This window comes from Nocardia rhizosphaerae, from assembly GCF_042650365.1.
In the GTDB taxonomy this organism is placed as follows: Bacteria; Actinomycetota; Actinomycetes; order Mycobacteriales; family Mycobacteriaceae; genus Nocardia; species Nocardia rhizosphaerae.
The window spans coordinates 1305033-1327994 of sequence record NZ_JBHSBA010000015.1 but is presented as its reverse complement, the minus strand read 5'-3'; the positions used below and the strand labels follow the sequence as shown (position 1 = coordinate 1327994).

General features: G+C 69.7%; 22 protein-coding genes. 12 read left to right on the top strand and 10 right to left on the bottom strand.

Annotation, left to right across the window (positions count from 1 at the left end; translation table 11 throughout):
- Positions 1-124: 124 nt before the first annotated feature.
- Entirely contained in the window at positions 125-397 is a 273-nt protein-coding gene (locus ACFOW8_RS28290) for a helix-turn-helix domain-containing protein (RefSeq protein WP_378554631.1), read from the top strand.
- 6 nt (positions 398-403) lie between these two features.
- Here ACFOW8_RS28290 and ACFOW8_RS28285 read toward each other — a convergent pair whose 3' ends face one another.
- The 5 genes from ACFOW8_RS28285 to acnA all read right to left on the bottom strand — a co-directional run bounded on the left by ACFOW8_RS28285 (position 404) and on the right by acnA (position 6414).
- Positions 404-1363: an MvdC/MvdD family ATP grasp protein gene (locus tag ACFOW8_RS28285; protein ID WP_378554630.1), complete on the bottom strand. Its 960-nt coding sequence runs from the start codon at positions 1361-1363 to the stop codon at positions 404-406.
- Positions 1364-1377: 14 nt separating this feature from the next.
- A complete protein-coding gene (locus tag ACFOW8_RS28280; protein ID WP_378554629.1) occupies positions 1378-1797 on the bottom strand; it encodes a hypothetical protein in 420 nt (139 codons plus the stop codon).
- 283 nt (positions 1798-2080) lie between these two features.
- Entirely contained in the window at positions 2081-2497 is a 417-nt protein-coding gene (locus ACFOW8_RS28275; RefSeq protein WP_378554628.1) for an acyl-CoA thioesterase, read from the bottom strand.
- A 258-nt stretch (positions 2498-2755) separates the two neighbouring features.
- Positions 2756-3322, bottom strand: a complete 567-nt coding sequence (locus ACFOW8_RS28270; RefSeq protein WP_378554627.1) for a TetR/AcrR family transcriptional regulator — start codon at positions 3320-3322, stop codon at positions 2756-2758.
- 278 nt (positions 3323-3600) lie between these two features.
- Positions 3601-6414 carry an aconitate hydratase AcnA gene (gene acnA / locus ACFOW8_RS28265; protein WP_378554626.1) on the bottom strand — a complete coding sequence of 938 codons (2814 nt, stop codon included), beginning with the start codon at positions 6412-6414 and terminating at the stop codon, positions 3601-3603.
- A 278-nt stretch (positions 6415-6692) separates the two neighbouring features.
- On the opposite strand from acnA, the gene ACFOW8_RS28260 reads away from it, so the two are divergent.
- Together ACFOW8_RS28260 and ACFOW8_RS28255 are read left to right on the top strand one after the other, a co-directional pair.
- Positions 6693-7244: an Rv1476 family membrane protein gene (locus tag ACFOW8_RS28260; RefSeq protein WP_378554625.1), complete on the top strand. Its 552-nt coding sequence runs from the start codon at positions 6693-6695 to the stop codon at positions 7242-7244.
- 325 nt (positions 7245-7569) lie between these two features.
- Complete coding sequence (locus tag ACFOW8_RS28255) at positions 7570-8934, top strand: NlpC/P60 family protein (RefSeq protein ID WP_378554624.1); 1365 nt, start codon at positions 7570-7572, stop codon at positions 8932-8934.
- A gap of 166 nt (positions 8935-9100) precedes the next feature.
- On the opposite strand, the gene ACFOW8_RS28250 is transcribed toward ACFOW8_RS28255, so the two are convergent.
- Together ACFOW8_RS28250 and ACFOW8_RS28245 are read right to left on the bottom strand one after the other, a co-directional pair.
- Positions 9101-9766 (bottom strand): class F sortase, encoded by a 666-nt coding sequence (locus ACFOW8_RS28250; RefSeq protein ID WP_378554623.1) that lies wholly within the window; start codon positions 9764-9766, stop codon positions 9101-9103.
- Complete coding sequence (locus ACFOW8_RS28245) at positions 9763-11298, bottom strand: hypothetical protein (protein WP_378554622.1); 1536 nt, start codon at positions 11296-11298, stop codon at positions 9763-9765. Before ACFOW8_RS28245 ends, ACFOW8_RS28250 begins: the two co-directional genes overlap by 4 nt.
- Positions 11299-11777: 479 nt before the next feature.
- On the opposite strand from ACFOW8_RS28245, the gene moxR1 reads away from it, so the two are divergent.
- From moxR1 to ACFOW8_RS28210, 7 genes are all read left to right on the top strand, one after another.
- On the top strand, positions 11778-12941 hold the full coding sequence (gene moxR1, locus ACFOW8_RS28240) for a chaperone MoxR1 (protein WP_378554621.1): 1164 nt from the start codon (positions 11778-11780) through the stop codon (positions 12939-12941).
- A gap of 29 nt (positions 12942-12970) precedes the next feature.
- The gene (locus tag ACFOW8_RS28235; RefSeq protein ID WP_378554705.1) at positions 12971-13921 is read left to right on the top strand and encodes a DUF58 domain-containing protein; all 951 of its coding nucleotides are present in this window, start codon (positions 12971-12973) and stop codon (positions 13919-13921) included.
- Positions 13918-14922, top strand: coding sequence for a VWA domain-containing protein (locus ACFOW8_RS28230; protein ID WP_378554619.1), 1005 nt, complete (start codon positions 13918-13920; stop codon positions 14920-14922). The genes ACFOW8_RS28235 and ACFOW8_RS28230 overlap by 4 nt, the downstream gene beginning before the upstream one ends.
- Positions 14923-15007: 85 nt before the next feature.
- Positions 15008-15724 carry a 3-oxoacyl-ACP reductase FabG1 gene (gene fabG1 / locus ACFOW8_RS28225; protein ID WP_378554618.1) on the top strand — a complete coding sequence of 239 codons (717 nt, stop codon included), beginning with the start codon at positions 15008-15010 and terminating at the stop codon, positions 15722-15724.
- Positions 15725-15805: 81 nt separating this feature from the next.
- Positions 15806-16642 (top strand): NADH-dependent enoyl-ACP reductase InhA, encoded by an 837-nt coding sequence (inhA, locus tag ACFOW8_RS28220; protein ID WP_378554617.1) that lies wholly within the window; start codon positions 15806-15808, stop codon positions 16640-16642.
- Positions 16642-17691: a ferrochelatase gene (locus ACFOW8_RS28215; RefSeq protein ID WP_378554616.1), complete on the top strand. Its 1050-nt coding sequence runs from the start codon at positions 16642-16644 to the stop codon at positions 17689-17691. Before inhA ends, ACFOW8_RS28215 begins: the two co-directional genes overlap by 1 nt.
- 86 nt (positions 17692-17777) lie before the next feature.
- The gene (locus ACFOW8_RS28210) at positions 17778-18170 is read left to right on the top strand and encodes a hypothetical protein (protein ID WP_378554615.1); all 393 of its coding nucleotides are present in this window, start codon (positions 17778-17780) and stop codon (positions 18168-18170) included.
- 24 nt (positions 18171-18194) lie between these two features.
- On the opposite strand, the gene ACFOW8_RS28205 is transcribed toward ACFOW8_RS28210, so the two are convergent.
- Positions 18195-19010, bottom strand: a complete 816-nt coding sequence (locus ACFOW8_RS28205; RefSeq protein ID WP_378554614.1) for a hypothetical protein — start codon at positions 19008-19010, stop codon at positions 18195-18197.
- A gap of 90 nt (positions 19011-19100) precedes the next feature.
- The gene (locus ACFOW8_RS28200) at positions 19101-19928 is read right to left on the bottom strand and encodes a DUF3097 domain-containing protein (protein WP_378554613.1); all 828 of its coding nucleotides are present in this window, start codon (positions 19926-19928) and stop codon (positions 19101-19103) included.
- 129 nt (positions 19929-20057) lie between these two features.
- Here ACFOW8_RS28200 and ACFOW8_RS28195 point away from each other — a divergent pair, with 129 nt between their 5' ends.
- Together ACFOW8_RS28195 and ACFOW8_RS28190 are read left to right on the top strand one after the other, a co-directional pair.
- A complete protein-coding gene (locus ACFOW8_RS28195) occupies positions 20058-20489 on the top strand; it encodes an NfeD family protein (RefSeq protein WP_378554612.1) in 432 nt (143 codons plus the stop codon).
- 3 nt (positions 20490-20492) lie between these two features.
- Complete coding sequence (locus tag ACFOW8_RS28190; RefSeq protein ID WP_378554611.1) at positions 20493-21764, top strand: SPFH domain-containing protein; 1272 nt, start codon at positions 20493-20495, stop codon at positions 21762-21764.
- 118 nt (positions 21765-21882) lie between these two features.
- Here ACFOW8_RS28190 and ACFOW8_RS28185 read toward each other — a convergent pair whose 3' ends face one another.
- Positions 21883-22962, bottom strand: coding sequence for a tartrate dehydrogenase (locus ACFOW8_RS28185; protein ID WP_378554610.1), 1080 nt, complete (start codon positions 22960-22962; stop codon positions 21883-21885).

Sequence of the window (22962 nt, the reverse complement as noted above, 5' to 3'; positions counted from 1 at the left end):
GGTGTGAAACGCTGTGTCCCGCGCGAACTCGCGGGCCGGTCGTGACTTTCATCACTGTTTTCGTTGATCACCGACCCCGGAGTGTCTAGCCTGGAATCAGCTGCTCGGCGACTCGGAGGAAGCCATGAGCGACAGTGCGAGACAGGCCGCAAGGTCGGCCAAGAGCAAAGCGACGACAGGCAAGGCTGCGCTGGGAAAGGGCACGCGAGTCACGGGCAAGTCCCGCGACCGGCTGCAATCCCAGCTGAAGAAGCAGTACGAGGCGGGCGCCAGCATCCGCGCACTGGCCAGGTCCACCGGCCGCTCGTACGGCTTCATCCATAATGTGCTGGTCGAATCCCACGTCGAGCTACGTGGCCGCGGCGGCGCCAACCGGCGTAAGAACCCGGCCGACTGAACCGGCTCACCACCCGGGGACGGAGCCGTCCCCGTGGACGAGCAGGTGTGCCAGGCTGGTGAACAGCGGCAGGCCGGTCTTGATCTCCAGGTAGGCGAACTGGCCCTGCGGGTTCACCTCGAGGAAGTAGTACTCGCCGTCGGTGCCGAGCCGGAGATCGACGACGCCGAAACTCAACCCGAGCGCGCCCATGAGGGTGGCCAGGGACTTGCTGACCGAGGCGGGCAGGCGGTCGCGGGTGAACGCGACCGAGGTGTCGAGCCGGGAATCCACCCGCCCGACACCGGCCCGCGAATCGATGCGCACCGCCCATTCGATGCCGTCGACCCAGACCACCCGCAGATCGCAGCCCGCCTCGATGTAGTCCTGGAAGGTGGTCGGCGTCGACCGGATCGTGGCCAGCCTGCTCAGCTCCGGCCTGGTGATGATCCTGGTCTCGGAGAATTCGCCGCGGCCGGTCCCGGTCCGCTTGTACACGACTGGGCCGGAACGGGATTCGACGAAACTCCGGGCCTCGTCCGGGTCGTTGGTGATGAGGGTTTCCGGGATGGTGAAGCCCGCCCGCTGTGCAGTCTCCAATTGCACGATCTTGCGGCTCGCGGTGCGTTCGGCGGCGGGATCGTTGACCCAGTACGCCGGGATCGACCACAGCATGCCCTGGAGGAAGCCGTCGCACTCGGCCTGGCGGAACGCGTCGTCGTCGGCGCGCATCCCCTGCGGGACCCGGCACGGGTGCGGCCTGCGCCACCAGACCGCGCGCACGTCGTCGAGCCCGTGCAGGTGGGCGAGCGCGCGGTTGGTACCTGCCTTGTCCAGCCGGAAACTGCCGGTCTGGGCGGGGAAGTCGCGCAGATCCAGCCGGATCGGGTCGAGCCGGTGGTGTTCGCGGAGCGTGGCGGCCAGCGCATCGGCGTGCAGATCGTCGCTTTCGGAGACGATGAGCACCGCGTCGGTCGCGCGTTCCATGACCCGTGGCCGTTTCAGTCGAGGCTGTCGCAGTTGATGCCGTCGTGGAAGGTGAACGTGGCGCCGGTGACGCCACCACGTTCGGCGATCCGCAACTTGGCCGCCCAGGCACGGGTGGCCTTGGCGAGCTGATCGTCGCCGAGCGCCTCGGACGGGTCGGCGGCCAGCGTGATCGGCCGGTCGACGAGGTCGACGCGCATCCGGCGGGTGAAATCGGCGGTGGCGCCGGGCCGGATATCGACCCGCACCCGCCGCTCACCCGCTCCGGCGTGATCTTCGGTGAGCCGCAGGACATCCCGGCGATCGAAGGTCCATGTTCCGTCGTCCACGCGCACCGAGATGTCGCGATCGGACTCGGCCACCAGCAATCCGCGCAGGGCGGGCCCCCGATGCCGGGGCGACGCGGTAGCGGGGAGGTGGATGGCGTCGGTCATGGGCACTCACTCCGATCTTTTCGTCTGCTCGCGATTTGCCAGAACCCCCGAAGGTGCTTCGGATCATAGCGTGTGCTCGGGAGCCGCCGAGCGGGTTCGCCAGATTTGCGGAGCGCCGGGCAAACCGCCGAGCGGCGCGTGATCGCCTAGCAGGGAGAGAATTTCGGCCAACCTGGACGCGGATCGGCTCGTCGGGTCGGCAATCGATCAGCTAACGATGTGGCTGCCGTGCCTGCCCGCGTCGCCCCGGAATTGCTGAGCGGCCCGCCATGTCGGCGCTGTGTCAGAGGCCGAGCAGTTCGGGATTCTCGGCGAGTCCGCGGAAGTGCGTGGCCGGATCGGCGATGAGCTTGCGCGCGGTCAGATCCATCGCACCGGCCACCACGGTGATCTCCGCCGACACCGTGCCGTCCAGCTTGGCGATCCGGTGGTGGAACCGGAAGATCTTGCCGCCGTCGAAGTCGAGCTCGGCGGTCACCGTGACCTCGTCGCCCGCGCGCAGTTCGCGCCGGTACTTGATCGTCGACTCGAGCACGACGGCCCCGATGCCGCTGGCGAAGAACTTGTCCTGCGGGATGCCGGCGGCGCGTAGCAGCTCCCAGCGGGCGTGCTCGCCGTACTGGTGGTAGACGGCGTGGTTGAGGTGTCCCTGGGAATCGAGTTCGTAGCCACGGACGAGGACCGGCACGGAAAACGTCATACGGCGTACAACCGGGCGCTCGGCCGGGAATGTTCCCGATGCGGGTGCCGGGTCGGTCACAGCGATGTGGATCGGACATCGGCGACTCCGGGCCGTGTGCGCGCTCTACCGATCCGGCGCGCCGAGGGCAGGATCGTCGAATTCCGCTTGGGCGGCGACGAATTCGTGACGCCTGCCCTCGCTGTCAGCACCCGTTCCCGGCCGGTGCAACGATCGCGGTGAACGATCCCGTGGCGCGCAATCCAGGGCTGGGGTCGATCAGGTGCGGCGGCGGACCGACGCTTCGACGAGATCGAGGACGGCGGAGAGATTGTCGTCGGTGTGGCCGGAGGCGATCCGGGCGATCAGGCCGTCCAGGACCAGGTCGAGGTAGCCGAGCAGCACGTCGGTGGGGACGTCGTCGCGCAACGCGCCCGCGGCCTTGCGGCGTTCGAGGCGGGCGAGGGTGGCGGCGGTGAGTTCGGCCGAGCGCTGGGTCCAGCCCGCGCGGAACTCCGGATCGGTCCGCACCCTGCGGGCGATCTCGAGCCGGGTGCCCAACCAGTTGAACTCCTCCGGGCGGGCGAGCATGTCCCGCATGACCTGCACGATGCCCTGGTTGGCCGCGACCTCGGCCATCCGCTCGGCGTCGTCCTTGGCCAGGGCGAAGAACAGTGCGTCCTTGTCCCGGAAGTGATGGAAGATGGCGCCGCGGGACAGGCCGATGGCCTCTTCCAGCCTGCGCACCGTGGCACCCTCGTAGCCGTACTCGGCGAAACAGCGCCGCGCGCCGTCGAGGATCTGGCTACGCCGGGCGGCGAGATGGTCGTCGCTGACCTTGGGCATTAGTCCTCCAACGGGGAATGCGCGGACCCCCGCTCCGGGATGCGGAGCGGGGGTCGATAACGAATCGGCTTGTGGCCGAAAATGATTGGGCAAGTCCGGCCAAGAATCGATCCGGTCGATCCGACCGAAACCAGCCCAATCGGGAGCGAGCCCGACGAGCGACGTCCGGGGCCGCCCCGCCGCCGGGCACTCGAAGCGCATGCGCCGCAGGCGCGAGTCTCGAGTGCCCGGCGGCGGGGTCACGAGGCCCCGGACGTCGCGGCGGAGCCGCGCATGTTTCAGCCCGCAATCATGTTGCGCAGCACGTACTGCAGGATGCCGCCGTTGCGGTAGTAGTCGGCCTCACCGGGGGTGTCGATGCGAACGACCGCGTCGAACTCCACCTTCGAGCCGTCCTCCTTGGTGGCGGTGACCTTCAGGGTCTCCGGGGTGACACCCTCGTTGAGCTGGGTGATCCCCGCGATGTCGAAGGTCTCGGTGCCGTCGAGGCCGAGCGAGGCCGCCGACTGACCGGCCGGGAACTGCAGCGGGATGACGCCCATGCCGATGAGGTTGGAGCGGTGGATGCGCTCGAACGACTCGGTGATCACGGCCTTCACGCCCAGCAGGCTGGTGCCCTTGGCAGCCCAGTCACGCGAGGAGCCCGAACCGTACTCCTTGCCACCGAGCACGACCAGCGGGATGCCCGCGGCCTGGTAGTTCTGCGAGGCGTCGTAGATGAACGCCTGCGGGCCACCGGGCTGGGTGAAGTCGCGGGTGTAGCCACCCGAGACGTCGTCGAGCAGCTGGTTGCGCAGCCGGATGTTGGCGAAGGTGCCGCGGATCATCACCTCGTGGTTACCGCGACGCGAGCCCAGCGAGTTGTAGTCCTTGCGGGCCACGCCGTTGGCGTCGAGGTACTGCGCGGCGGGAGTGCCGGGCTTGATCGGGCCCGCCGGGGAGATGTGGTCGGTGGTGACCGAGTCGCCGAGCAGCGCGAGCACGCGAGCGCCGGTGATGTCGGCGACCGGAGCCGGCTCCATCTGCATGCCGTCGAAGTACGGCGCCTTGCGGACGTAGGTCGACTTGTCGTCCCACGCGAAGGTGTCGCCCTCCGGGGTGGCCAGGCTCTGCCAGCGCTCGTCGCCGTCGAACACGGTGGCGTAGGACTTCTTGAACATCTCCTGGTTGATCGCCGACTTGATGGTGTCGTCGATCTCCTGCGGGGACGGCCAGATGTCGCGCAGGAACACGTCGTTGCCGTCGGTGTCCTGGCCGAGGGCGTCGGTCTCGAAGTCGAAGTCCATGGTGCCCGCGAGCGCGTAGGCGATGACCAGCGGCGGCGAGGCCAGGTAGTTCATCTTCACGTCGGGGGAGATACGACCCTCGAAGTTGCGGTTACCCGAGAGCACCGCGGTGACCGAGAGGTCGTTGTCGTTGATCGCGGCCGAGATCTCCTCCGGCAGCGGGCCGGTGTTACCGATGCAGGTGGTGCAGCCGTAGCCACCGACGAAGAAGCCCAGCTTCTCCAGGTAGGGCCACAGACCGGCCTTCTCGTAGTAGTCGGAGACGACCTGCGAACCCGGCGCCATGTTGGTCTTCACCCACGGCTTGGAGGACAGGCCCTTCTCCACCGCGTTGCGGGCCAGCAGGGCGGCGCCCAGCATGACCGACGGGTTGGAGGTGTTGGTGCAGGAGGTGATGCCCGCGACCACGACCGCGCCGTGGTCGAGCACGAACTCACCGCGCTCGGTGGAGACGACCTTGACCGGCTTGGACGGACGGCCGTTGGCGCCCTTGGCCGCCGAGTGGGCCGGGGTGTAGGTGTCGTCGGCCGCGTTCGCCGAGACCGCGATCGAGTCGGAGGCGGGGAAGGACTCCTCGCCCGCCTCGTCCAGCGCGGTCAGCTCGCCCTCGCCGACGTAGTTGACGATGTCGGAGCGGAACGCGCTCTTGGACTCGCTGAGCAGGATGCGGTCCTGCGGACGCTTCGGGCCGGCGATGGACGGCACCACGGTGCTCAGGTCCAGCTCGAGGTACTCCGAGTAGGCGGGCTCGTTGTCGGCGTCGTGCCACATGCCCTGTTCCTTGGCGTACGCCTCGACGAGCGCGAGCTGCTCATCGGTGCGGCCGGTCAGGCGCAGGTAGTTGATGGTCTCGGCGTCGATCGGGAAGATCGCCGCGGTGGAGCCGAACTCGGGGCTCATGTTGCCCAGGGTGGCGCGGTTGGCCAGCGGCACCTCGGCGACGCCCTTGCCGTAGAACTCGACGAACTTGCCGACCACACCGTGCTTGCGCAGCATGTCGGTGACGGTGAGCACCACGTCGGTGGCGGTGACGCCGGGCTTGATCTCACCGGTCAGCTTGAAGCCGACCACGCGCGGGATCAGCATGGAGACCGGCTGGCCCAGCATCGCGGCCTCGGCCTCGATACCGCCGACGCCCCAGCCCAGCACGCCGAGGCCGTTGACCATGGTGGTGTGCGAGTCGGTGCCGACGCAGGTGTCGGGGTAGGCCTGGCCGTTGCGGACCATCACGGTGGGGGCCAGGTACTCGATGTTGACCTGGTGCACGATGCCCATGCCGGGGGGAACGACCTTGAAGTCGTCGAAGGCGCCCTGGCCCCAGCGCAGGAACTGGTAGCGCTCGCCGTTGCGCTCGTACTCGAGCTCGACGTTGCGCTCCAGCGCGTCGGCGCGGCCGAAGACGTCCAGGATCACCGAGTGGTCGATGACCATGTCGGCGGGGGAGAGCGGGTTCACCTTGCTCGGGTCGCCACCGAGCGTGGTGACGGCCTCACGCATGGTGGCCAGGTCGACGATGCAGGGCACACCGGTGAAGTCCTGCATGATCACACGCGCCGGGGTGAATTGGATCTCCACGCTCGGCTGCGCCGAGGGGTCCCAGTTGGCGATCGCGCGGATGTGATCGGCGGTGATGTTGGCGCCGTCCTCGGTGCGCAGCAGGTTCTCCGCCAGCACCTTCAGGGCGTAGGGCAGCTTCTCGGTGCCGGGAACAGCCGAGAGCCGGAAGATCTCGTAGGAGTTGCTTCCGACCTCGAGCGTGCCCTTGGCGCCGAAGGTATCAATCTTCGTCACGTCAGCTCCACTCATGTGAGGGTGTGCCGCCGGCGGGGCTGTGCCGGCGACTCGCGTCTTCGGAGGGGTTCCGGCGCCGTGAGATGCCGGTTTCCTCGCCGGACAAGCCTAACAGTACGCTTGTCCTAAGAAGTACGCGGGGGCGGTTGGGCGTGCCGTGGGAGCCTGCCCGCGCGCACCGTCGCGTACTGTGCCTGTCGAGCGAGTCGGGGAATGACGCGTTGACGCTCGCCAAGCAGTGTTGGCTGCCCGTCGCGACCGAGGCGACCGAGGCTCGACAGACCGGATGGAAGATGACCGTCTTGCACACCTTTGCGCCGATGGCCGTGGAACTGCCGCCGAATATCGTGGTGAGCAGTGTCGAATCCGATCTCGCCGACAATCATGTCGCCGCCCCCGATCATGTGGACCAGGAGCGGTTGGCGGCGATTGTCGCCGAGGCGCGGTCGGAGGGAATCCCGCTGAGCGTCGTCGTCGTTCCCGGAAACCCGTGGCACGACTCGACCCTACGTGACCTGGCCACCGAGGTGGGCAAAAGTACGGAGGGCACCGTCGCCGTCTTCAGCGACGACTGGATCGGCACCCACAGCGACAGCATCAGCCGGGTGCGCCTGGAGTGGGCCGAGGACGCGGGCAAGTTCAAGGGCAATCATCCCGAGGTGGCCGTGCGCGCCTTCGTCGACCGGCTGGAAGAGCCGGAGGGGATGTCCTGGACCGTGATCACCGTGGTGTTGCTGATCATGACCGTGCTCGCGATCGCCGGGCTCTACGTCGTGAAGGCGCGCCGGGGGCAGGCGGGGGAGTCCGCGGCCACCACGCCTACCGGGACCGGCGCGACCAACTAACTGGTTCAACTCCAGTCACATTTCCAGACCTGCGGTCTGTTTTTCCGGGGCGAAGACTGTCTTCTCTTAGGCTAATTCTGGGCAATCGCCCCATTGCCCACCTGTTGTGCTGTGGCAGATGTTTCCTTTGGGAACTATGTGCCGTACGGTGACGGTGATTGCGATCGTGAAAACTGAGGTACAGGGGGCATTGGTCGACTGCTGTGGTCGATGGGTGGGCTGATGCGCCGGTGACAGAGGACGAGTCGAGTCACTCGGAGGTGCCGTGCGCGCTACAGGCAGGCGGGACGAACCAGGTCTATTACGGGTAGCGGCGGGATTGCTGATGGCGCTGGCTTTGCTCGCGAGCGCCGGACCCGTCGCGGCGGTGCCACCGCCACCACCCAATCCCTCCGACGGCGAGATCGCGGGCGCCGACGCCCAGGTCGACGCGCGAGTGAGCGAGATCGGGGTGCTGATCAACCGCGTCGCCGCCGCCGACCAGCAGCTGCGGGCCCTCGACGATGTGCTGGCCGCCAAACGCGAGGCGGTGAACCAGGCGCTGGTGGACCTGCAGTCCGCGCGCGACGCCGCCGACGCGGCCGCGGCCGCGGTGGTCGACTCCCAGACCCTGCTCGCCGAGGCAGGCGCCCAGGTCGACGTGGCGCGCGGTGATTTCGACCAGATCGCCACCCAGGCGTACGTGCGGCCGGTCAACAGCTCGATCGTCACCTATTTGTCCTCGGCGAGCCCCGACACCGCGATGGACCGGGCTCAGGTGCTGAGCATGGTGTCGAAGAATCAGCGGCAGGTCCTCGACGAGCTGCGCCGCACCCAGATCACCCAGGCGAACCGGAACTCCGCGGCGCGCCAGGCCAAGGCCGACGCCGACAGCGCCGCTGTGGCGGCCGAGCAGCAGAAGAACGCCGCCCAGGCGGCGATGACGGTCGCCAGGACCGAGTACGACACCCAGGCCGCAGCCAGGGCGGACCTCGAACGGGACCGAGCCGCGGCGCAATCCGCGCTCGATATCGCCAGGGCCACGGTCTCGGGCCTGCAGAGCCAGCGCGAGGTGTTCCTGGCCTGGGACGACCAGCGCAGGGCCGAGCTGACCGCGCTGCTCGCCGCCGCCAACGCCGCCGCCGCGCGGGCCGCCGCCGACCAGGCCGCCCGCGACCGAGCCGCCCGCCTCGGCGAGGGGCAGCGCCCGCACACCGAACTGGAATCAACGCCCGCCGCGCCGCGCCGCACCGGCCCGCGGCCGACGACACCCCAGATCACCGGCTCGGCCGCGATCGAGACGGTGATCGACCGGGCCATGTCGCAGCTCGGCGTCACCTACGCCTGGGGTGGTGGCGACGAGGACGGGCCGACGCTCGGCATCCGCGACGGCGGTGTCGGCGACGCGCACGGCGACTACAACAAGGTGGGCTTCGACTGCTCCGGCCTGATGCTCTACGCCTTCGCCGGGATCGGTGTCTCGCTGCCCCACTACAGCGGCTACCAGTACAACGCGGGAACCCGCGTGCCGGTCGCCGACCGCGAACGCGGCGACATGCTGTTCTGGGGCCCCGGCGGCAGCGCGCACGTGGCGCTCTACCTGGGCGACGGCACGATGATCGAGGCACCGGAATCCGGCGACGTCGTGAAGATCTCGCCGGTCCGCGAGGGCGGCATCATGCCCTACGCGGTCCGCATCGTCACCGAGTGAGCGACGTTGTGCCCTCGCTCCACGGAACGCCGCGTCGACCGTGACCCGTCGCGTGTCGGACGGGTCGGTCGGGAGGCCCTCCCGACCGACCCGGTGATCCTCGACAGCGGCCCTCGGCAGCGGGGCCTGCGCGATCGTGACCGGCGCACGAGGTCGCGGTGGCCCGCTATCGGGCCAGTTCGGGTTCGTGCCCTGGTGTGGTGAGTTCGGCGCCGACGAACACGGCGGAGGCCAAGACGTTGGACAGATAGCGGCGCTGCGCGGCATCGAAGGAGCCGCCACAGGTGATCAGCCACAGGCGGGCGGTGCCGTCGTCGGCGAACACGCGGTCGCTCGGGAAGGCGTTCTTGGCCACGGTTTCGGTGCGGTCGACGACGAACCGCGCGGTCGTGCCGTCCTGGCGGGTGACCAGGACCTCGTCGCCCGCCCCGAGCTCCCCGAGCCGGAAGAACACGGCGGGCCCGGCCGTCGAGTCGACGTGCCCGAGGAGCACCGCCGCACCCGGTTCGCCCGGGCTCGCGCCCCCGTCGAACCAGGACGCGTGCGCGAAATCGGGTGGTGCGGCGAGGGAACCACGGGCGGTGGTGCCGCTACGCCCGAGCGCGGTGTCGACGCCGATGCGCGGAATCCGCAACCGTACGGGATCGGATCGTCCGAGCGGCGCCGCCCCGGCCACCGGCTCGGCCAGCGCGGTATCGCGGCCCGCCGGTGGCGGATCGGCCTGGTGCGGTCCCCGGGCGGCGGCGAGGAAGAACGCCGCCGCCACCGCGACCAACGCGACCGCCAGGAATCCCGACGCGGTGACTCGCGTGTGATCTCGTGATGCGCTCATGGCCGGTTCTCGGGCCGTGCGTGACGCGCACGGGCTACGACGACGGCCGCACCGAGCAGGGCCAGCAGGCCGAGTCCGGCGAACATCGGCCGCGTATCGCTGAACCGTCCACCCGCTCCGGTCTCCGGTGCGCCGGAAACCACCCCGGCTCCGGCATTCGGTGCTGGCGCGGCACCGGCATCCGACCCGCCGCCGGCATCAGACCCGCCGCCGGCCGCCGTCTTGTCGCTCGGCGCCCCCGATGCCGACGGTCCGGTCCGGTCCGGCGTGCCCGCGCCGCCCGGTCCCGCAGGCCCACCGGATTCCGGCACGGCCGCTCCGCCCGCCGACCCAGCTGCCGCGCTGCCGAGTGCCGCGCTGCCGAGTGCCGCGCTGCCGAGTGCCGCGCTGCCGAGTGCCGCGCTGCCGAGTGCTGCGCTGCCGAGTGCTGCGCTGCCGAGTGCTGCGCTGCCGGTTGTCGATCCGGTGCCCAGTGCCGCGCTGCCGAGTGCTGCGCTGCCGGTTGTCGATCCGGTGCCCAGTGCCGCGCTGCCGAGTGCTGCGCTGCCGGTTGTCGATCCGGTGCCCAGTGCCGCGCTGCCGAGTGCTGCGCTGCCGGTTGTCGATCCGGTGCCGAGTGCTGCGCTGCCGGTTGTCGATCCGGTGCCCAGTGCCGCGCTCCCGGTCCCGAGCAGTAGCGCCAGGGCGCTCACGCTGCTGCTCCCGAGTCCCAGCGTTGCCGCGCTGCCGGAGGCCGGTGCACCGCCCGCCGCGCTTCCGGCCCCGAGCAGGGGCACCAGCCCGAGAGCCAAAGCTTCCGCGCTGCCCGAACTCGACGCGGCGAGGGCGCCGAGTCCGGCCGCCGAACTTCCCGCCGCGAGTGCGCTACCGGTGCCGAGCACGGCGGTGAGGGTGTCGAGCCCGGTGGTGGCGCTGCCGCTCGCGAGTGCGCTGCCGGCACCGGCGCCGGCACCGAGGATTGTGGTGAGAGCTTCGAGCCCGCCAGCGGCGCTGCCGCTACCGAGTCCGGTGTCCGCGCTGCCGGTGCCGAGGACGCCGAGTCCGGTGGTCGTGCTCCCCGTTGCCGACGCGCTGCCGGTACCGGGTACGTCCGCGCTACCGGAATCGGGAAGCGTGACGCTGCTACCTGCCGCGCTGCCCGGTCCGGGCACGGTCGCGCTCCCGGTGTCCAGCGGGCTACTCGATTCCGTTGAGCCGGAGCCCTCCCCTGCGCTGCCGGTGACGGGCGGGAGCTGGATACTCGGCGGTGCGGAATCGACGCCACCGGAACTGCCGCTGCTCGGGTCGACGCCCGCGCTTCCCGAACCGAGGGGTGCCCAGGTGTCGGGCGCCGGGGCGGCGCTGCCGGTGCCGAGTCCGAGTTCGGTGCCCACCGGGCCGGGACCGGGACTCGCGGAGCCGGTGGCCCCGAGTGCCGCCGAACCGGTGTCGATGCTGCCGATTCCCGGCACGAGGAGTGGGTCGGCGGAGGCGGTGGGCGCGACGGCGAGCCCGAGAACGGTGACTGTGGCGACGGCGGCGGAGGACAGCAAACTACGAGAGAACCCAGATCGGAGTGAGAACTGCACGAGGATCACCTTCTTGGAGCTGCGGGAAAACCTGCTGACCGATACCTTCCGAATTTCAGGATCAGCAGGCGGTAGTGGGCTATAGAACCGCAGGTTGGATGGGAAAACTACCCGTGAAGCCCTGTGTCGAAGAACACCGAGACATGCAATCGTGGGATGACCTGCGTCGGGTGATCCCGCCGCTCCCGGATCGTTATCGTCGGTAGGTGATGCGATGCGAATCATGTTGCCGATCGCTTGCTGCCGAGTAATGGGCGATGCGGCGGCCGCGTGGGCGGGCGCGTGGCGTGGGCGAGTGGCCCTGGACATGCGTAGGGTGGCGAACATGCCGAGCCGGGCTGGGCGGACCGACGAATTCGCGTTCACTCCGGCCGGTTGCGGCGCACCGGGCCGATACCTGGAATAGTTGTGGCCGCACGCACAGGACCGAGGCGAAAGCGGGGATGTTGGTGACTTCGACGGAAGGTGTGAGCGGGCCGAAGCTGGCGAAGGACGCCGGTACGGGCACGCCGAGCACCCTCGAGCGTGACGTCCAGACTCTCGAGAAGGCGATCTACGAGGTCAAACGCGTCATCGTCGGTCAGGACCGGCTGGTCGAACGGCTGCTCGTCGGCGTGCTCGCGCGTGGTCACGTGCTGCTCGAGGGTGTGCCCGGCGTCGCGAAGACCCTCGCCGTGGAAACCTTCGCGAGGGTCGTCGGCGGCACGTTCTCGCGGGTGCAGTTCACGCCCGACCTGGTGCCCACCGACCTCATCGGTACCAGGATCTACCGCCAGGGCCGCGAGGAGTTCGACACCGAACTCGGCCCGGTGGTCGCCAACTTCGTGCTCGCCGACGAGATCAACCGCGCGCCGGCCAAGGTGCAGTCGGCGCTGCTGGAGGTGATGGCCGAGCGCAAGCTGTCGATCGGCGGCAAGACCTACCCGATGCCCGATCCGTTCCTGGTCATGGCGACCCAGAACCCGATCGAGAGCGAGGGTGTGTACCCGCTGCCGGAGGCCCAGCGCGACCGCTTCCTGTTCAAGGTCGTCGTCGACTACCCCTCGGTGGAGGAGGAGCGCGAGATCATCTACCGGATGGGTGTCACCCCGCCGGAGCCCAAGCAGATCCTGGCGCCCGAGGACATCATCCGCCTGCAGAAGCTGGCCGCGAACGTCTTCGTGCACCACGCCCTGGTCGACTACGTGGTCCGGGTGATCACCGCGACCCGAACGCCCGCCGAGTTCGGCATGGCCGATGTAGCCAACTGGATCTCCTACGGCGCCTCCCCGCGCGCCAGCCTCGGCATCATCGCCGCCGCCCGCTCGGTGGCGCTGATCCGTGGTCGCGACTACGTGGTGCCGCAGGATGTCGTCGAGGTGATTCCCGACGTGCTGCGCCACCGGCTGGTGCTGTCCTACGACGCGCTCGCCGACGAGGTCACCCCCGAGGACGTCATCACGCGTGTCCTGCAGACCGTCGGGCTGCCGCAGGTGGCCCCGCAGGCCGTCGGCGGCCAGGCCGCGCCGCAGCAGTCCGCGGTGCCGCAGCCGCCGCAGACTCAGCCCGTGCCGCAGCCGGTGAACGGGCAGCAGACCCAGCCCGCCGGCCACGTCGCACCCCAGTGAGTGCGCCGGAACCCGTTGTCCGCGTGTCGATGCCGTCGCACGCGCCGCCGTCGTTCCGGGCCGGTGAGCTGACCGACCCGAAGCTGGCCGCGGCCCTGAAGACGCTCGAGCTGACCGTGCGGCGCCGCCTCGACGGTGTGCTGCACGGCGACCATCAGGGCCTGATCCCCGGTCCGGGCTCGGAGCCGGGGGAGGCGCGGCTGTACCAGCCGGGTGACGATGTGCGCCAGATGGATTGGTCGGTCACCGCCCGCACCACCCACCCGCATGTGCGGCAGATGATCGCCGACCGCGAGCTCGAGACCTGGCTCGTCGTCGATCTCTCGTCGAGCCTGGACTTCGGTACCGGCCGGGTGCAGAAACGCGACCTGGCGATCGCGGCGGCCGCGGCGATCACCCACCTCACCTCCGGCGGCGGCAACCGGATCGGCGCCGTCGTCGCCACCGGCCAGGACCTGGTGCGCATCCCGGCCCGCAGCGGACGGCTGCACGCGCAGACCATGTTGCGCGGCATCGCCACCACCCCGCATGCCCGCGACGGCGTGCGCGGCGACCTGAAGGCCGGCATCGAATCGCTGCGCCGCCCGCAGCGCAAACGCGGGCTGGCCGTGGTGATCAGCGATTTCCTCGGTGACGTCGACTGGCAGCGTTCGCTGCGCGCCATTTCCGCGCGCCACGACCTGCTCGCGGTGGAGGTCCTCGACCCGCTCGACGTCGCCCTGCCCGACGGTGGCGACGTGGTGCTGCACGACCCGGAGTCGGGGCGCACCCGCGAGTTCAGCGTCACCCCCACCTTGCGCGCCGATTTCGCGGCCGCGGCCGAGGCCCAGCGTGAGCAGGTGCAGCAGGCGCTGCGCAGCTGCGGCGCGCCGGTGCTGTCGTTGCGGACCGACCGGGACTGGATCGCCGATGTGGTCCGGTTCGTGTCCACCCGGCGCCACAGCTTCGGCGCCCCGAGCGGGCGGGTGCCTCGCCAGTGAGTATTTCGCATTTCACGGCCGTCGTCTGGCTCGGCTTCCTCCTCGTCGTCGCGCTGCTGGTGCTCGGTTATGTGCTGGTGCAGCGCGCCAGGCACAAGCGGATGCTGCAGTTCGGCAACATGACCGTGCTCGAGCGGGTCGCCCCGTCGCGGCCGAGCCCGATGCGGCACGCCCCGATCGCGCTCATCCTCGCCGGTCTCGTGCTGCTCACCATCGCTGCCGCCGGGCCGACCGCGGTGCAGAAGGTGCCGCGCAATCGCGCGACCGTTGTGCTGGTGATGGACGTGTCGCTGTCGATGGAGGCCACCGACGTGGCGCCGAGCAGGCTCGAGGTCGCGCAGGAGGCGGGCAAGGAGTTCGTCGAGGGGCTGACACCCGGCATCAACCTGGGTTTCGTCACCTTCGCGGGCACCGCCTCGGTGATGGTGTCGCCGACCACCAACCGCGAGGCGGTCAAGCACGCGATCGACAACATCAAGCTGGCCGAGCGCACCGCGACCGGTGAGGGGATCCTGACGGCGTTGCAGTCGATCGATACCCTGGCCGCGGTGCTCGGCGGCGCGGAGACCCCGCCGCCCGCTCGGGTGGTGCTGATGTCGGACGGCAAGCAGACCGTGCCCGACGACAAGGACGTCGACAATCCCCGCCACGGCTTCACCGCGGCCCGGCTCGCCAAGAACAAGAACATCCCGGTCTCGACCATCTCCTTCGGCACCGAATGGGGCACCGTCGAGATCCCCGATTCCGACGGCAGGGGCTCGCAACGGGTGAAGGTGCCCGTCGACAACGCCTCGCTGCAGGAGATCGCGAAACTGTCGGGCGGTGAGTTCTACACCGCGTCGTCGCTGGACGAGCTGCGCGCCGTCTACGACACCCTCGAGGAACAGATCGGCTACGAGACCACCCGTGGTGACGCGAGCAGGCCGTGGCTGCTGCTCGGCATGCTGTTCGTCAGCGCCGGGGTCGTGGTCAGTTTGCTCTATCGTCAACGCCTGCCCTAAGCACGCATCGTCCCGGGTTGTGAGTCGTCGCAGCGGCGCGACCCTGACGCGGGGCACCCGAACCGGAACAGATAGGTTGGACCCTATGTCGAACGTCACATCCCGCTCGGTCCTGGTGACCGGTGGTAACCGCGGTATCGGTCTCGCGGTCGCGCAGCGCCTGCTCGCCGACGGCCACAAGGTCGCCGTCACGCATCGCGGGTCGGGGGTGCCCGAAGGGCTGTTCGGAGTGAAATGCGATGTCACCGACAGTGATTCGGTGGACCAGGCGTTCACCGAGGTGGAGCAGCATCAGGGTCCGGTCGAGGTGCTGGTCGCCAATGCGGGCATCACCGACGACACGCTGCTGATGCGGATGTCCGAGGAGCAGTTCGAGCGGGTCATCGACGCCAATCTCACCGGCGCGTTCCGCTGCGCCAAGCGCGCCAACCGCGCCATGCTGCGGGCGAAGTGGGGCCGGATGATCTTCCTCGGTTCGGTCGTCGGTCTCGGCGGTGGTCCCGGCCAGATCAACTACGCCGCGTCGAAGGCCGGTGTCGTCGGTATGGCCCGGTCGATCACCCGTGAGCTGGGCTCGCGGTCGATCACCGCCAACGTCGTCGCACCCGGTTTCATCGAGACCGACATGACTGCCGAGCTTCCCGATGACCTGAAGGAGACGGCCAAGAAGTTCATCCCGCTGCAGCGTCTCGGCCAGGCCGAGGAGGTCGCCGCGGTGATCAGCTTCCTCGCCTCCGAGGACTCCCGCTACGTCTCCGGTGCCGTCATCCCGGTCGACGGCGGCATGGGCATGGGCCACTGACCCGCTAACGGATCGCATCGCGCCGCCGACAATCCGGTGGCGCACGAATCGACCACCAGATTTCAGGAGAACCGAAAACTCATGGGCGGACTGCTCGAAGGCAAGACCATCCTGGTCACCGGCATCATCACCGACTCGTCCATCGCGTTCAGCGCGGCGGCGGTCGCGCAGGAGCAGGGCGCGAAGGTGATCATCACCGGTATCCCGGAGCGGCTGCGGCTGATCGACCGCATCGCCAAGCGGCTCCCGCAGGAAGTGCCACCGGCGATCCCGCTGGACATCACCGACGAGGAGAACCTGGGCGCGCTGGCGGACAAGCTGCGCGAGCTGGCCCCCGAGGGCATCGACGGCGTACTGCACTCGATCGCGTTCGCGCCGAAGACCCTGATGGGTCCGGACGCGGTGCCGTTCCTGGAGGGGCCGGGCCCCGATGTGGCCAAGTCCTTCGAGATCTCCGCGTGGAGTTACGCCTCGCTGGCGCGGGCGGTGCTGCCGGTGATGAACGAGCGCGGTTCGATCGTCGGCATGGACTTCGATCCGCGGGTGGCGATGCCGTACTACAACTGGATGGGCGTGTCGAAGGCCGCGCTGGAATCGGTGAACCGGTACGTGGCCAGGGAGGTGGGCTACGCCAAGAAGATCCGCTCCAACCTGATCGCGGCGGGCCCGGTCAAGACCCTCGCGGCCAAGGCGATCGCCGGTACCGCTACCGACGACGCCAAGCAGTTGCGCCAGCTCGACGAGTACTGGGACGGCGCGTCGCCGATCGGCTGGGACGGCGCGGACGCGCGGGCCGTCGGCAAGTCGATCGTGACGTTGCTGTCGGACTGGCTGCCCGCCACCACCGGCTCGATCATCTACGTCGACGGCGGCGCCAGCCACAACATGTGGTTCCCCGAGGGCTTCGCCACCAACTGATGGTCGACGGCCTGCTACTGCTGTCCTTCGGTGGTCCCGAGGGCCCCGAGGACGTGCTCCCGTTTCTGGAGAACGTCACCCGGGGCCGCGGGATCCCGCGGGAACGACTCGACGAGGTCGCGCAGCACTACCTGCACTTCGGCGGGGTCTCGCCGATCAACGCGCTGAACCGGCGGATCATCGCCGCCGTCGAGGCCGATCTCGCCGACGCCGGATTCGACCTGCCGGTGTACTTCGGCAACCGCAACTGGCATCCGATGGTGGAGGACACCGTCGCCACGATGCGCGCCGACGGTGTGCGTTCGGCCCTGGTCTTCCCGACCTCGGCGTGGGGCGGGTACTCCGGCTGTCGCCAGTACCACGAGGACATCGCCCGTGCCCGCGCCGCGGTGGGGCCTGGCGCACCAGGACTGGTGAAGCTGCGCCAGTACTTCGATCATCCGCTGCTCATCGAATCCTTCGCCGACGCGATCATGGCCGCGGTGCACCGGATCCCGGACGCGCGGCGCGCCGGCGTACGCCTGGTGTTCACCGCGCATTCCATTCCCGTATCGGCCGATCTGGCCGCGGGCCCGCCCGCCGACGGCGGCCGCCTCTACAGCAGGCAGGTGGCCGAGGCCGCGCGATTGTGCGCCGCCGCAACCGGTTTCGCCGACTACGACGTGGTGTGGCAGTCGCGGTCCGGTCCGCCGCAGGTGCCGTGGCTCGAGCCCGATATCGTCGATCACCTGGAGGTGTTGCACGGCAAGGGCATCGACGCGGTTGTGGTGTGCCCGGTCGGTTTCGTCTCCGACCACCTCGAGGTGATCTGGGATCTCGACAACGAGGCCGCCGAGCGCGCGGCCGAGCTCGGCATGGCCTTCGCCCGTGCGGCGACTCCCGGCACCGACCCGCGGTTCGCGCGCATGATCGTCGAACTGGTCGCCGAACATCTCGCCGCCGGTGCCGTGCGCGAACTGGGGACCGTCCCCGGCTACGGATGCACCGCCGACGGCGGCCTGTGCGCTCCCGGCTGCTGTGAACCGCCGCCGCGGCCGGTCCGGCGCTGAGCACAACCGGATAACCATTCACCGGTAGCCGGGTGTCGCGGGAGTAGGATTTCGCCAGTTGCGCTCGACAGATCGGAGGACTTCCGATGCGTTGGACAGTGCGCCGCGGGCCCACGACCGGCGTGCTCCTGGCCGTGGCGGCCGCCTCTGGCCTGAGCGGCTGCGGTGGTGACTCCGGCTACGAGCAAGGCCCGGCGCCCACCGAGCCGACGATCTCGCAGGCCACGGTCGACGAACTGTGCGGCATCCTCGACACCCAGCAGGGCACCTGGCACGCGATCGGCCCACCCGTCGCCAGGGTAGCCTTCCTCGGCGCCATGCGGCTCTGGGCGGTACGGGACCTGACCGCCAACGCCGCCATCTCCTACGACAACGGCATCGTCGACACCGTCACCATCCGCAGCTGTCCCGAAGTCCGCACCGACACGCTCGCCGTGCTCGACGTTCCCGACATTCGCACCGCGCTCGGCGGATTCTGAACCGGCCCGGCCTTTCTGGTACCGCTAGCGGCCCGGGGTCGCGGCGGCGTGCACGGCGACCAGGCGGGCTTCGCGGATGGTGTTCCACAGCGGGCGCAGCAGCGATTCGTGGGCACCGATGGCCGAGGCCGAGGTGGGGGAGGAAGCCGGTTCGTGCTGGGCGACCGTGAGAATGGCCGCCACATGATCGGCGGTATCGAGAATGCGCTTGGCGCGCAAGGGGATCGAGTCGGGGTAGGCGTGCAGGGAGTAGGCGGCCAGCTGGGCCTCGATCTGTTCGCGCGGGTCGGCCTCGGAGCTGCCGACGGCGGTGGTGTGCAGCCGCATGAGCGCGTCGGCGGCATCGCGGACCGACTCGCGCATCGTGTATTCGGCCTGGCCGAGGGACATGTCGGGACCGGTGCCATGGGGGATGTCGACGCTGTAGACGGTCCACTGCAGGGTCTCGTCGTCGTCGAAACGCGGGATGAGCCCGGTGCCCTGCTCGCCGGGCGTCCCGAGCAGCAGGCCCTCCTCGGCGTCGACGGCGTCGGCCGCGAACGCGCTGCCCACCGGTAGCCCGCGCACATCGCCGGGAGCGGGCAGCACCAGCCGCAGCTGCGCACCGGCGGGCGCCATGGCCTCCCGGATCACCTTGAGCAGCGGCATGACTCCGGTGCCGGTGGCACCCCCGCGTGAGGTCCACGGCAGATCGGTGCGGCCGCCGGTGACCGGATCACCTGCGGCGAGGGTGTGCCGCGGCGCCCAGGCGTGCAGGGCTTCCAGCACGTCGTCGGGCGCGCTGGTACCGGCCAGCCAGGAGCCGGCCCACAGCGTCAACGTCGCACTGGGAGAGCACATAATCATCGAGCATAAGGGTTTGCCCGCGTTCGTGTGCGTGGACCGCGGCACGGCCCGCTGTCCCCGTGGGCCTGCCTGACCTGCGGGTGCCTACTCGGGTTCGGTGACGAAGTCGATCAGCCGTTCCACCGCGCCGATCAACGGCGCCTCCAGATCGCGGAACGAATCGACCGCGTCGTAGACCCGCCGCCACCCCTGCTGCGGGGTTCCCCAGCCCAGCCGCGCGCAGATCCCGGTCTTCCAGTCCTCTCCGCGTGGCACCGTCGGCCAGGCCTCGATCCCCACCGCGGCGGGCCGCACCGCCTGCCACACATCGACGAACGGATGCCCGGTGACCAGCACGTGCGGCCCGAGCCCGGTGGTCAGCTGCGTCTCCTTGGACCCGGTGACCAGGTGATCCACCAGCACACCGACTCTGGCGCCCGGGCCGGGCCCGAATTCGGTGAGCCGGGCGCCGAGATTGTCCAGGCCCTCCAGATGCTCGACCACGACTCCCTCGACTCGCAGATCGTGGCCCCACACCCGCTCGACCAGGGCCGCGTCGTGCACGCCCTCCACCCAGATCCGGCTGGTCCGCGCCACCCTTGCCCGCAGGCCTTCCACCCGGTTCGACCCGGAGGCCGAGCGCGCGGGCGGCTTCGGCGCCGATACCGCCGGACGAACGAGCGTGACCGGTGCGCCGTCGATCAGGAACGCCGCCTCGCGCAGCGCGAACAACCGGACCGTGCCACGGCCGTCCTCCAGTTTCACGAACTCGCCGTCGTAGCTGCGGTCGAAACCGACTACGGCACCGCAGAATCCGCTCGCCGCGTCCTCCACCACCAGATCGCGTTCGGCGCTCACCGTCGGCACCGTGGCCTTCGGAGTCCGCTGATGTCCGGCGAAGATATCGCCGCCGTACCTGTCATGCCCACTCACCCGGCCGAGCTTAGAGGCGCACCGGGCGCGGTGCCCGTAGCGGCGCGCGAAAGCGGTTGGGCCGCCGTGATCACGCCCGGCCGCGCCGAGGAACGCCCGCGATGGCCGTGGCACGGCTAGGCTGGGGTGGTGGCCGCAATAGTCTGGCTGATCGCGGGCATCGTGCTCGCGGCAGCGGAAATGCTCACCGGGGATCTCACGCTGCTCATGCTCGGTGTCGCCGCGCTGGGCACCGCGGGGCTCACCGCCGCCTTCGATCTGCCGCTGTGGGGCGACGCTCTGGTGTTCGGCGCGGTCTCGGGCGTGCTGTTCCTCGGCGTGCGGCCGGTGTTGCGGCGCAGGTTCGGCACGCCGCCCCCGTTGCCGACGAATGTCGATGCGCTGACCGGGAAGTCCGCGCTGGTGCTAGAGGACGTCGCCGAGCATTCGGGTCAGGTCAAGCTCGGCGGCGAGATCTGGACGGCACGTCCGCTCGACCCGGGCGACGTGTACGAAGCCGGTGTGACCGTCTACGTGATGAAGATCGACGGCGCGACCGCCGTCGTCTGGAAGGGTCCCTAGAACATGGTTGCCTTGATCGTGGCCGCCGTCCTCGTCCTGCTGGTCGTGGTGGTGGTCTTCAAATCGATCGCGCTCGTCCCGCAGGCCGAGGCGGCGGTGATCGAACGGCTCGGGCGCTATTCGCGCACCGTGTCCGGTCAGCTCACATTCCTCGTCCCGTTCGCCGACCGGATCCGGGCGAAGGTGGATCTGCGCGAGCGGGTCGTCTCGTTCCCACCGCAGCCGGTGATCACCCAGGACAACCTCACCCTGCAGATCGACTCGGTGGTGTACTTCCAGGTCACCCAGCCGCAGGCCGCGGTCTACGAGATCAGCAACTATATCGCCGCGGTCGAGCAGCTCACCGTCACGACCCTGCGCAACGTGGTCGGCGGGATGACCTTGGAGGAGACCCTGACCTCACGCGATCAGATCAACAACCAGCTGCGTGGCGTGCTCGACGAGGCCACCGGCCGCTGGGGTCTGCGGGTGGCCCGAGTGGAGCTCAAGTCCATCGATCCGCCGCCGTCGATCCAGGAATCGATGGAGAAGCAGATGAAGGCCGATCGGGAGAAGCGGGCGATGATCCTCACCGCTGAGGGCCACCGCGAGGCGCAGATCAAGACCGCCGAGGGCGCCAAGCAGGCCGCGATCCTGTCCGCCGAGGGCAGCAAACAGTCCTCGATCCTGTCCGCCGAAGGTGAACGGCAGAGCCGCATTCTGCGCGCCCAAGGCGAGCGCGCGGCGTCCTACCTGCAGGCGCAGGGTGAGGCCAAGGCGATCGAGAAGGTGTTCGCCGCCATCAAGAACGGCAAGCCCACCCCGGAACTGCTCGCCTATCAGTACATGCAGACGCTGCCGATGGTGGCGCGTGGCGACGCCAACAAGGTGTGGCTGGTGCCGAGCGATTTCGGCAAGGCACTGGAAGGGTTCGCGCAGAACTTCGCCAGCAAGGGCGAGGACGGCGTCTTCCGCTACGAGCCGTCGCCCGAACCGGAGCAGCCGGTGAAGATCGAGGACGACTCCGATGTCGCCGACTGGTTCGAGACAGCCTCGGACCCCAAGATCCAGCAGGCGGTGCGCGCCGCGGAGGAGACCGCCCGCACCCCGGTGGAGGGTTTCGAGCCGACGCTGCGCCCGAAAACCGCTCCGCCCACCCAGAATCCGTCGCTGCCGAGCCCGCCGCCGGCCGCGCCGCAGCAGCCACCGATGCCGCCCCAGCAGCAGCAACAGCAGCCCGCCCCTCGACCGGACGACCCGTACGGTCGCCCGTGGCAGCCGCCACAGCACGGCTGACCACCGGAGCCGGCCGAGTCGCACCCGTCGAGCAGGCCCGTCGCGGGGCGCTGGGGTTTATCGGTGCGCTGGCGTGGTTCGTCCCTGGTGAGCGCGGGCCCGGCGCGGTCGTGCCTGCTCAGCCCATGGCCGGCAGGCCGCCGCGGGTGAGTTCGGCGGCCCGGTCGGCGATGGCGGTGCCGAGCTCCGTGGTGGTCGCGGTGCCGCCGAGGTCGGGGGTGCGGATCGTGCCCTCGGCGAGGACCTCGCAGACGGCGCGGTCAACGGCCGCCGCGGCGTCGTGCTCGCCTAGGTGCTCCAGCAGCATGGCGCCCGCGAGGATCTGCGCGACCGGATTCGCGATCCCCTGCCCGGCGATATCGGGTGCGCTGCCGTGCACGGCCTCGAACATCGACGGCGCGGTCCCGGCGGGGTTGATATTGCCGGAGGGGGCGAGGCCGAGGCCACCGGTGACGGCCGCCGCGAGGTCGGAGAGGATGTCGCCGAACAGGTTCGAGCCGACGATCACATCCAGCCGGTCGGGATGCAGCACGATCTCCGCGGCGAGCGCGTCGACATGCATCTGCCGGGTGCGCACCGCCGGGTACTCCGCGGCGATCCGCTCGAACACGCTGTCCCAGTAGGGCATCGAGTGGATCAGTCCGTTGGATTTGGTCGCCGAGCACAGCCTGCCCGTGCGCTGGGTGGCCCGCTCGAAGGCGTAGCGGATGATGCGCTCGCACCCGGTGCGGGTGAACACCGATTCCTGCAGCACGAATTCGTCGGGGCTGTCCGGGTTGTGGATGCCGCCGATCGCGGAGTATTCGCCCTCGGAGTTCTCCCGGACGATGAGCAGATCCAGCTCGTCGGCCGTACGGTCGCGCAGCGCGGAGGTGGTGCCGGGCAGCAGACGCACCGGCCGCAGGTTCACATACTGGCCGAAGGCGCGGCGCAGCGGAATCAGCAACCCCCACAGCGAGATATGGTCGGGCACACCGGGAAAGCCGACGGCGCCGAGCAGGATCGCGTCGAATCCGGCCAGCCGCTCCGGTCCGTCGGCGGGCATCATCGCGCCGGTGCGCAGGTAGTTCTCACACGAGAAGTCGAAGCTGGTCCAGGTGATGCCGGGCAGCACCCGGTCGATCACCCGCACCGCCTCGGTGGTCACGTCCACCCCGATGCCGTCGCCCGGGATGGTCGCGATCCGATAGGCACCCAC